Genomic DNA, 12339 nt, shown 5'->3' with positions numbered 1-12339 from the left:
TACCGCCACGCCCAGGCCGCCGGCCACCGCCAGCACGTAACCATCGTCACGCGCCTGCACGGCCACGCCTGGTGCGCCGCTTGAAGACAGCGCCTCGACCAGACGTGCATTGCGGATGCCCGCCTCATTCTTGCTGTTGACGCGGTTGATCGACACCGCGCCGCCCACCGACACCGCCGCCGTGCCCACCGCTACGGTGCCCGCCAAGGTGACGTTATGGATTTCACCCTTGAACAGCGACGCCACCTGCACGTGCGCACCGCGCACCGCGCCTTGCGTGTCGCGAATCAGGGCGGAAATCGAATGCTCGCGCGAATTGCCCGCTGGCGCGCCACCCAGATAGTTGTAGGACAAGCTGGCGCCCACCGCCACGCCCGCGCCTTGCGAACCCAATCCCAAGGCCACGGCCCCTGCCAGGCTATTGATGGTGGATTCGTCACTGGCCTGGACCACGATATCGCCGTCTGCCACCACATCCTGATTGGCCGCGGTATCGCCGATCTCGGCCGTGATGGTATTGGCGATCCAATTCAGGACGGCCGACCCGCCAAAGCCCACGTTGGCGCCGGAGCCGCCCGCCGCCACCGCGCCGCTGACCGCCATGGCGGAAATCTGCGCATTCAAACCCGGAGACAGGTCATCTGGCTTGGCGAAGGTGGCCAACACCACGATGTCGCCCGCCGCGGACAGCGACGAACGCACCGCGCCGGCATAGACCGTATCGAAGATCTGGTTGACCGCGAATGCCATGCCCGCAGCCACCCGGCCGCCGACCGACACCGCCACGTTGCCCGCCAACGCCGCGATGCTGGCCATGTCGCGCGCCGCAATGCGGATATCGCCCGACGTTGCCGTTACCGAGGCATCGCGGATCTGCGCATGCACCGTGTTCTGGATCGTATTGACGGCAAGCGAGCCGCTCACCGCCACGCCCGCGCCGCCAGCCAAGCCGACCGACACGTTGTAGATGCTGGCACGTTCTTCGGCCCGGACCTGCACGGATTCCGCCTCGACCGTGGCCGACGCAATCGCCGCGCGCACGTTGTTGCGCATGTCCGCCACGCCCACCGACGCGCCGATGGCCGCCGATGCGCCTTGCGTCACCGCAATGCCCAACGCGCCCGTCGCCGTCACGATGCGGCTGGCGTCCTGCGCCGATACCGACACCGCGCCCGCTTCGGCCAAGACCTTCTGGCCGGCCGTTGCACCCGTGTTGTCGATGATGGCGCTGACGTCCGCCCGCGAGATATTCACGCCGATAGCCCCCGCGCCGCCCAGGGACTTGCCCCCGGCGCCAGCCACGGTGATGCTCAACATGCTGTTGGTCAGGGCATGGCCCTGCGTCAGCGAACCGATGTCCAGTGAAATCAGACCGCCAGAGGTGATGCGATCCACCGCCTTTTGCAAGGTGATGCCGCCTGCACCCGTCGCCGCGCCCAGCTGCACGGCGATACCGTCGCGGGCATTGTCCAGCGAACTGGCCAACTGATATTGGTACGCGCCGCCTTGCGAGGCATTGATGACGTAATACCGCTGACCGTCCACCAGCCCTTCGATGGCCGTGCCTTGGCTGCGGTAGATCACCACGTCACCCGTCGCAAGACCGGCGTCGTTGGCAAACTGGAAACTGTTCTCGCCCGCCACCTGCGTCTTGACCGACCCGGCCGTCAAGACGGCATTGGTCGGCGTGCCTTGGGTGATGCTGGTGTTCTGCGTGCCGTCGCTGCCCGTGGACGTGGTTGTCTGCGAGGTCTGCTGTTCCAGCTGCACCTGCGTAAACGCGACCATCGCGTCGGGGTTCACCGAAATCGGCTTGTTCTGGGCGTCCAGCACCTTGTTGCCGCTGGCATCCGTCAGGAAATAGTCATAGCGCTTGGTGCCGGCATTGAATTCCGACACATAGCTCAATGCGGACAACGCCACGCTGGCGCCGTTCACATCGGTAAAACGCAACGTCGTGCCGTTGATCACCTGGACCACATACACGCCGTCATTGGCCAGGCCAGTCAGCACGCCATTGGCCGCAAGATTCACGACGACCTTGTCGCCCGTGGCCAGGCCATGCGCCTTGGGCAGCGTCAAACTGCCATCGGCGTTCAACACCGCGCCTGCGGGATTGTTGACGCTGAAGCGCTGCAAGCCGCCGGTGGTCGATGCGCCGCCAAGATCAATCAGGTTGCCTTGGCCGTCACGCAGCTGGAACGAGGTTTGATCCGCGCTCAGATTGACCACGTAATAGGTCACGCCGACCTTCAGCACATCCTTGCCTTGCGCCAGGATGCGATTGGCCAGCACGTCTTCGATCTGGCCATTGCTGCCGACGGAGCCGCTGTAGACGATGGCCGAGCCTTCCTGCACCCCCGCGAACGGCTGCGTCAGCGTCAGGGTATTGTTGGCAGGGTTGAGCGTCACGGCCGCGTCCACACCGTGGAATGGCTGCAAGTTCACGCTGGTGGCGTCCTGCATGCGCACGTGCGCAAAACCGATGGCCGCCAGATTGGTCACGCTGCCGAATTGCAGGGCCTTGCCGCGCAGCGCATCTTCCTGGCTATCGGCCAGTTGGATAATGGCTTGGCCGTCCGGGGCCTCGCGCCGGATCACGTAGTACACGCGATCATTGCGCAGGCTGGAACCGTCGGCCAGCTTGATGTTGGCGGCGCCTGTGCTCAGGTAGACGCCGTCACCGGTTTGCCAACCCGAGAACTCATTGCCCGTGCTGCCGGTTTGCGCCGGCATGCCAGCGTTGCCGCTAGTGTCCTGCGTGCCATTGATGGCCGCTGCCGCATCGCCCGTGAAGGTCAGCGTGCTGCCGCCCTGGTTCACTTTGATGTCGTTGGCGCCCACGGACAGTTGATCACCGCCGCCCAATTGGGCATTGCCGCCCGCCGCCATCGGATCCACCAGGCCGGCGAAGACGTTCACATTGCCTTGTTTGGCATACACGTCGCTGCGCTGAATGGCGGCGATGACCTTGGGGTTGGTCGTCGCGCCCCCATTGTCGGCCACCGTTGGCGTCGTGACCGCTGCGCCGGAATCGGCCAGGGTGCCGTTATCGAAGGTCAGCAAATTGCGGTCGAACGCCGTGTTGCCACCCATGATGTTGACCGCCACGGCCAAACCCACCGCCGCGCCTTGCGTGCCAATCGCGCCCGCCACCGTGATGGCATACAGCGCCGAGGCGTCTGACGCATTGACCCGCACGGCGTCGCCCGTGAAGCCCGCCAGGCTGCCGGCCTTGATGGTGCTGTCACTGATGCGGGCTTCGGTTGCGCCACGCATCATGTTGACGTTGACCGCGCCGGCCAGCGCGAACTTCTTGGCCAACGCGCCCGCCGCGCCCACCGACACCAGCAGCGGCGACGAATGCGCCGACACGTCGACCTTGCCGCCGACGTCAATATCCGCATATTCGATCAGCGCGCTCGTGCGCGAGCTGAATTCATTGACGCTGACCGAAGCGCCCACGGCCACCGAGCCGCCGGCCGCCACGGCGACGCCGCCCGTCACCGCAACCAGCGTATTATTTTCGGTCGCCTTGACCGTCAGCGCCGTCGCGTCAATGACGCTGCGCGTCGTGACGACGCCATTGCCGTCACGGCTGGGCAGCACATAGGCCGCCACCGCCGAACCGACGCGGTTGACTTGAATGGAGCCCGCGCCCGCGAATTTCGCGTCGCCCATGCCCACGCCCACGCCGACCGCACCGCCGCCCAGGGACGACGTATCTTCCGCCGTGATATTGACGGCGCCCAGCCCGCCCGTGTCCACGGTCGAGCCCTGAATGCCGGCCATGACGGCGTTGCCGATCTCGTTGTAGCTGACGGCGATACCCACGCCGGCCTTCTTGCCCGCGCCCGCGGCGCCGGTGATCGCCACCAGGGTGGTCTGGTCCAGCGCCCGCACGTTCACATCGTGATTGCCAGCGGCCACGCCACTGAGGCTGACCTTGCTGTTGATCACATAGCTGTCAACGCGGTTCGAGACAACGTTGACGGATACCGATCCGCCCACGCCCGCGCCATCGCGCGCCATGCCCAGCGCGCCGGCAAAGCCCACCACCACCTGGGTGGATTGCGCCGACACATCGACGCGGCCCGTGTACAGCAGTTCCGTCACTTGGCGGATGCCTGCCTCGACATTGCTGGTGCTGACGTTGACGGCAATCGCCGCGCCCACGCCCGCCTTGCCTTCCGAGCTGGCGACCGCGCCGGCCACCGTGGCCAGCACGCTCAGATCGCGTGCTTCCAGCGTGACGTCGCGCGCGCTGACCTTGGCCGCGTTACTGAGCACCGCGATATTGGCGTAGTCCGCCACGCCAACGGCTGCCGAGCCGGCCACCGCAACGCCCTTTTGTCCCTTGGCGCCCGCCATGCCGGCGGCAATGGTCACCGCCACGCCCGTGCGGCGCGCGGCCAGCGCCAGATCGGCCGCGACCACCAATTCGCCCACGGCCAGCACTTCGGCGCGCGCCTCGCCACCCAGCATGTTCATGCTGTAAGCGCCCGCGATGCCCACGTTGGACTTGGCGGTATCCGACTGCGCCAAGGCGGCCGAACCCGACAAGGCCAAGGCATGGGTGTTGTTCAGCGCCGTGATGTCGGCATCACCACCGATGGTGATCTTCATGCCGGCGGCATTCACATAGGCTTGCGCGAAGTCGCTGACCATGTTGACGGCCACGGCGCCCGAGATCGCCACGCCCGTCTTGGCTTGCTGGCTGCCAGACGAACCGCCTGGCGCCGGGCTGCCCGATGCCGCGCCCGAGTCTTGCGACAGTTGGGTCACCTGGCCGCTCAGCGCATCCAGTTTGGTGCCCACAGTGTCCGTGGACGTCGGCGTGGAACTGCTTCCACCCGGCACGGCGCTGCCTTGGCCGGTGGGCAGCTTGAGGTCGGTCAGGCTGGTGCCCGTGCCCCCCGCGCCACCCGTGCCACCTGCGCCCGCACCGGTGCCACCGCCCGCGCCCGCCACCGGGCTGGACACGCGCGACCCGGCCACGGCCAGATTGCCGATGAACCCCTTGTTTTCGGCTCGGATCGACAGCGACCCCGCTGAAAAGGCGCCTACCGGCAAGCCCGTGGGTGCGCCATCCGACACGCGCAACGTGTCGCCGATCAGCGCCTGCGTCCAGCGGTTGACGTCGTTGATGGACACGCTCATGCCCACGCCCACCGCCTGCGATCCTGCGGCGGCGCCTGCCACCGTACCGACCCAGGTGGCATCCGTCGCCTGAATGGCGGCCGCGCCGGCGGCCGTGACCGTGGCTCCCTGGCCCACCTGCGCCAAGGTCGTGGCGCTGGTGGAATTCACCAGCACCACGCCATTGAGCGCCAGCGTCTTGGCCTGGCCGCCAGACGCGCCCAGCGTCACCGAGATCAGTTCATTGTTGGCATCGACCGTGAGCTTGCCGGTATTGATCTCGGCCGTGTCGCTGACTACGGCGCGCGTCGTGTGCGTGGCGGCGTTGACATAGACCGACACGCCAATTGCCGAGCCCTCTTTCGAACTGCTGCCGTAATCAAAGCCCTGATACTTCGGCGTCAGGAAACCCTTGACCAGATCCTTGCCATAGCTGAACCGGCCTTCGGCGGCGTCCCGGGGAGCCGCCTTCTGAAGCGATTTCGCCCCGCCGATGGATACCGACGGCAAAATGATGTTGCCCACCAGATTCAGGCGTTGCGACGAGTTTTCGGCTTCAACCGTCACGTCTCCCGCCGCGCCGCCAGACAAGGTCGTGTTGATCTTGCCTGCCACGTTGGCTTGCGTCTGCGTGTCCTGCACCAGCACCGTGAAGGCGCCCGACAAGGCCATTTTCTTGCTCTTGGCGGTGGCGCTGGCCCAACTGCTGAAGCTGGACGAGATTCCGCCCGTGCTGGTCAGCGTGGCCTGGAGATTATTCAGGAAGGCCGCGGCGGCAGCGCCCGCCACCGACATCTTCGCCGTGGTGCCGTCGGCGTTTTTCCATTTGGTGTCGATGCCGTCAAACGGTGCGTAAAGATTGACCAGCCAGAGCTTGTTGGGATCGATCTGGTTCAACGTGCTGGCCGTCACCGCCGCATCGCCGCCCTGGGTCGAGATGCTGGCCAGCTTGTTGACGGTCGCCTGGGTCTTGACGTTGTCGATACCGATGACCACGGCTGCCGCCGCGCCAAAGTCGGAACCATCCGGCCCCGCCGCGCGTTCGGGCTGGTTGGTCGTCAGGTTGTTCTTCTTGTTCAGGAACGCCTGCTTGTCCGCGATCGCCTGGTCATCCACCCCGCTCATTACCGTCAGCTTGGTGTTGTACTGGCTTACCGCATTCACCACGACGTCGCCGCCCATGGTGCTGACCGACGCCGCGACCACACCGTTGCCAATGCGGGCCGTCGTCGTGATGTTGCTCATCGACATGCCCAGCGCCGCGCCTATCTGGAATTCGGTGGAGGGGTTGTCGATTTCCTTCTGGATGTCCGAGTCGTACTTGGCACGATCCTCGAAATCCTTTTCCTGCTTGATTTCCTTGATCTTGTCGCCGAATTTTCCGCCCCGGCTTTCCGACACCAACGCGCTGAAGAAGCTCTTCACGTACTGCGCGCCCGTGCCCAGGCCGCTGACCGCTCCGCCGACGACGGGGGTCACGGTCTTGGCGATTGCTGCGTTCTTGGCCTCGGTCTGCGCCGACGTCAGGAAATCGCTGCCGGTGGCCGCGCGGCCGCCCAGGATGGTCTTGACGGCAATGGCGCTGCCCGTATCCAGCGCTTTCGCCTCCACGGTCACCTTGCCCGCGTCGCGCGTCACCACCGTGCCGTCCATGAAGGCTTCGGTGGTCAGTTGGTTATAGGCAAAGCCGACGGCCACGCCGACCTTGGCATAGCTGGCCTTGTACCGGCCGGTTTCCTTGGACGGATCGATCTTGCCGTCGGCCGCGGTCACTGGCTTGGTGTCGTCGCTTTCGGCCATCGCCCCTGCGGCCGAAATCGAAATCGTGCTCTTGTGGTTGGTGATCGCCTGAATCGTGACGTCGCCGCCCACGTTGCTGACGGTCCCGGTATTCGGGTCCACGTTATGGGCCAGGCCCGTTTCAAGCCTGGCGCCGGTGCCGATATGCACCGAGGACTCGCTGATCACCACCGCCACGCCCACGCCGATGACGGCGGGCACGGCGCCCATATGCCCCGGCAGCAAGGCAATCGCCATTTCGTTCGTGACTTCGGACTTGATGGTGATGGCCTTGGATGCGATCACCGTGCCTTGCACGTCAATGGTGGACCTGTTCTGCAACACGCCCACGGCGATGCCCGCGATCTTGGCCACCAGCGGGCTCAGCGTGACCGTCGCCGACGACGTGGACGTTATCGTCACGTCGCCATTGGATACCAAGCGCGCCTGCGTACCGACATTGATCGACGACTGATAAGTGATGCCGGCCCAGGACGCCATGGCGCTGGCGCCGTCCAGGAACTTCATCAAGGCATCAAAGGCAGAATTCACGCCACCCGCCAGCGTACCCAGCACGCCGCTCTGATTGGCGCCGTTCTTGATCAGCGGGTCCAGATCGTAGTCTTTGCTGTCGATCTTGGTCGTCAGGCTGACGCCGGAACCCGCCGTATCCTTGGCCCACAACGTCGCGTTGTTGATCGTGATGGCGGTTTCAAGCGTGTAGATCTGGGCAAACCCGCTGCGCCAAGGCCGGTAACGCTGCGCCGCCAATTCAACCGCGCCCGCGGCCAGAACGATGTTGGCGCCGCTATTGGCCCCTACCGTGATCTTCTCGCCTTCCAGGCGCAAGGCGTACCCCGCGTCCAGCGTGATGTTCTGCAACACCGAATAGGACTGACCGCGAATGATGACATTGCGCCCGGTCACGGTCAGCGCCTGGTCCAGCGTGCCGTCGCCGATATCCAGCACGTAGTCGAGCTTGTCCGTGTTTGCGCCCAGCGTCACGCCTGCAAGCGCGCCCGTGGAAGAGATCAGGCGCGACAGGTCCGTCCCGGCGCCCAACGCCATGACTTGCACGCTATTGCCCGTGCCGCTGTTCGACGCAAGCGACACCGTGACCGTGCCTGCACTGGTGTCAGCCGGCTGCGTCACCACAAAGGAAACCTGATTCGTATTGCCCTTGAGCGTGTCGTACCCGCCGCTGGTTGCCAGCGTGACCGGCTTGGTCCAGGCCGTGGCGTCCAGCGTGGTCGAGCCGCTGGTGTTGGTCGCGATGACCGTGGCGTCGGTCAGTGAACCCGCCGCGTAACTCACGCTTGCCGTAGACGCGCCACCCGAATCGACGTACGACACGCTGCCATTCGACAGCACGGCGCCCAGGCTGGTGTTGACCACCAGGCTATTGCGTGCGCCAGCGAGCGCGTTGATGGCGTTGCCGCTTCCGGTATTCAGCGTTTGCTGGCCGTAATTGACCACGAAGGTGTTGTCGCCGCCGCCCGAATGGATCGTCGAATTGGCGCCGGCCAGCACAAACTGCGTCTGATGGCCGATGGCCAGCACCGCGCCCGTCAACACGCCCGCCCCCGTGGAACTGCTTTGCATCTGCCCTGCCGCGATCAGGCCCAGCTGATAGGCCGCATCCGACAAGCTGACGGTGGAGTTCGATACCGTGCCGTCCGCGTTCAACGCCGCCTGCATGCCGGGCGCCAGCGCGAACGCGCCGGTAAAGCCTGCCGCGATCGCGTCCTGGCTGTAGGTCACCTGCAAGCGCCCTTGCGCGTCCAGGCTGGCGGTCAAGGCGTACAGGTAATCCCACGCCGTGGTGGTGTCGGTGCTGGGAATCAGCTTGCCCGCGTTTGGACCGCCCACGGCGACGCGCAGCGGTACGCCCGCCGCGTCGACCATGATGCCGGCGCTGATTGCGTCCAGCAGGTCCTGAATGGTGCGCACGCCTTCCAGGCCGACATCGACCCGGGCATTTCCCTTGTTCGGGAACAGGAAGGCCAGCGCCGGGCCTTCGGCCGGCGTATAGCCCGTGGTCAAGTCCGACAGGTAGGTCTGTGTCGTCACACCCGTGAAAGCCCGGGTGTCGACGACGTTGGCGCTGCCGCCCTGCACCACGAAGCGGAAGTCATTCACATTCGTGAATGCGCTGTTGATATTGACGCCACCCTGGCTGATCCGAACCTGGCTGTTGTCCAGGGTCACATTCTTGCCGCCCGTGGACAGCTCGATGGTGTTCGTCCCGGCCGAACCGATCACCTGGGTGGCGTAGGCGTTGCTGATGACGAAGTAGTTGGACAAGCCGGCCGCGCCGTCCAGCACGGCCTGCCCCGCAAAGCGCGAGGTGTCGATCCAATTGCCGTATTCGCCGCTGACGACGCGGGCACTGGTGATTCCGGTGTAAGTCGACGCGGTGGCCAAGGTCTCGCCGGCCGCACGCTTGATCCAGGTGGTGCCGCCGGTCTGCTCGAACGACACATAACCCACGCCGCCACTTGCCGCCGTCTGCGTCACGTAGTCCGCGCCATCGATGCCCGTCAGGCCATCAGCGGCCACCACGAGTTCGGTGGTGGCGTTTGCGCCCGTGCCGCCCGTGACCGCATAGCGCCCGCCCAAGAGCAGGACCTGATGCTTGGTGTTGGCGCCAGAGCCAGACTTGATGACCCCGCCTGCCATCAGGCCGCTGACCAGTACCGTATTGCCGGAAAAGGCGGACGCATCGATCAGCGTCGAACCCAGCCCGCCATTGAGCCGCGCGTCGCCGAACACGCCATGCAAGGTATTGACCAGCGACGGGTTCGCCAGGCCGGCAGCCAATGGCGTGCCGTCAGTGGCATACGTACCGGTGAGCTGCGCGTTGGTCAGCGTGAAATTCCATTCACCGTTTTCGTCCAGCGTATTGCTGAGCGAGCCCGCCTGGGCCCACAGTTCGTTCGCGCCCTGATACCCGGTGAAGGTGTTGTTGCCCAGACCGCCCCGCAGGACGTTGGCGCCCGCGCTGCCAATCAAGGTCAGATCGCCGAGATAGTTCGTGCCGTCCAGCGTGACGACAGTGCCCGCATGATAGGTAGTGTTCAACGCCGCGGCGGCGTCGATGGTGCGATAGTCCTGCAAGGTCACGGCGTTCACGCCGCGCAAGGTCACGGTCGCGACCGTGCCTGCGCCCACGGGCGTGTTCGTCAACGTGGCCGAGGTCTTGTCGCCGCTAAGCGTGGCGTTGCTTTCCACGCCCGCAATGTATTCGGTTGCGCCGCCGATGGCCAGGTTGCCGATCACCAGATCGTTGCCGCCGCCACCGCTGATGCGGTTTTGTCCGCGGCTGTTGGCCACGGTGATGATGTTGTCGCCCAGGCTGCCGACGATGTCGTTGCCGTAGTTGCCGCCCGCGCCGATGACATTGCTGATGTTCAGCACGCCCGCCAGGCCGCTGGCGTCGTAAAGACCCGTATTGCCGTCCTGGAAGTTCAGGTTGACGGTGACGTTGTCTTCGTAGGCCGAGTAGTCCAGCGTGGTCTTGCCGGCCACGCCGAAGAACATCTGAACATCAAGATTGCTGACCAGCGCGGTCGCGCCTGCCATGTTGTTGATGCTGCCGTCTGCGGCCAGCCCGGCGCCCAGGAAGACGCTGACGCCGCCCCCGGTCTGCACGCGGGCCGTCACGTCGGCGCCAAATTGGGAAAGGTCCAGGGTGTTGCCGCTTTGGCCAGCCTGCTGGGTCAGGGTGAATCCGAGAGTGCCGCCCGCGACGATGTAGGTGTTGCCGCCGCCGCTGCCGGTAATGATGTCCTGCGCGCTATTGATGGTGACGGTCGTGTCGCCTACCACCGTGATCTTGTTGCCGCCCTGCGTGGAACCCTTGATTGCGCTGATCGCCCGCACGTAGCCGAATCCGGTCGGCGGCGGCGGCGGAACTTCTTCGCCATTGGCGTCTGCCGTGGGGCCGGACAGATCGACCGTGATGCCGGTTGCATAGCCGCTGTAGTCCAGAAGCGTCTTGCCGTCCAGGGCGGTGCCGATCAGGTTGAAGGTCTTGTCGCCGATCTTCAGGCTTTGCGTGCCGTCGGCCGACTTGAACAGCACGTTGACCGTGTGCTGGGTCCAGTTGTCGTTCGCATCGACGGTTGAATACGTGATCTGGTAGGCGTCGTTGTTGCTGATGATGGCCGTGACGTTGCCCTTGATGCCCGAGAAGTCCAGCGTGTTGTTGCTGTTCTCGTCGTCTTCATTGCGCACCCAGACGCCATTGTCCAGTTTCATGCCCTGGCGCACTTCGATCGTCGTGACGGCGGACGTGGAATTGTTGTTGAAGACAAAGGTGTTGTCGCTGCCGTAGCCGATCAGATGGTCGTTGACCGCCACGCCCTGCAAGGTCGAACCGCCGCTTTGCAGGCCGGTGGCGCTGGCCATCACGCCGTTCCAACTGGCTACCGTCACCGTGTTCGCATCAATCACGCCCTTGCGGTAGTCCAGCGTCCAGTCGCCGCCCAAGGCGGCGCTGCCGACGGTATGGGTCGCTGCCGCGACGTCCGCGCGCGTGATGGCGGACAGGCTGTCCACGAAGGCCACGCCGCCGCGGCCAGAGGCCACGTTGCAGCCATATAGCAAGATGTCGCCGTCTTCCGACAGCGCATCGCCCCAGGCGCGCAACTGTTCCTTATACGTATCAAGCTGGGCTTCGCCCAGCGTGGCCGTGCCCAGCGTCAACGAGCCGGCGCTGCCGTGGCTCATGATCTGCACTGCGGCCAGATCCTTGTGCTGCCCCAGAATCTGCGTGATCTGATCGACGCCGTCGTAGCGACCGTCCAGCACGATGATCTCGGTGTCGTGGCTGCGCAGCACCTGCACCTGCGGGCCCTCGCCCGTGGGTTTGACCAGGCCGTCCAGACCTTCGGTCTTGCCACTGATCAAGCCGTACAGGCCCTGCACGATCTGCTCGGCGTTATCGATGGCCGGATCCACGAAGATGATCTGCCGCACCGGCGTTTGCTCGGACTGCGTGGTGTAGCCAGGAATGTTCGCGGCCAGCGCGGACGCCTTGGCCTGATTCGCTTCCTGGCCGGGCAGCCATGCCTTGGCGTCACCCTGGCGCGTGGCGTTGTTCTTGGCGTACTGCTCAAGCGTCACCATCTCGCTGTGCTGCGTGGCCGCCTTGAAGGCCGCGCGCTCGACCAGATAGGGATGCGAGCCCGGCGCGCTGGGCGTCTTGCCCTGGACGTGCGCGCCTGCGGCCGGATTGGCTGGCGCCACCACGGGCGCTTGATCGCTCGCGGGAGGCGGCGGCGGAACCAGCAGGTCGGCCGACATGAGATAGCGGCGCTCCAGCGCCTCGAAGAGAGGCCGCCTGCGGAACAAGGATTGCTGCACCTCGCGGGAGGAACGGCCGGTCCAAAGTTTGCGCGCCAGTTTCTTCATGCTCAT

At 65.2% G+C, this 12339-nt stretch carries 1 protein-coding gene (running past one end of the window); it reads right to left on the bottom strand.

Features of this window, described 5'->3' with window-relative positions; translation table 11 throughout:
• On the bottom strand, positions 1-12339 hold part of the coding region annotated (locus HV753_RS11735; protein ID WP_175174605.1) for a DUF4347 domain-containing protein (this coding region is incomplete at its 3' end). 15873 nt of the annotated region lie to the left of the window's left edge; 12339 of 28212 annotated nt are visible.

Origin of the sequence: Achromobacter pestifer (assembly GCF_902859625.1) — a bacterium.
Classification (GTDB): Bacteria; Pseudomonadota; Gammaproteobacteria; order Burkholderiales; family Burkholderiaceae_B; genus Achromobacter; species Achromobacter pestifer.
This window is presented reverse-complemented; position numbering and strand designations above follow the sequence as displayed.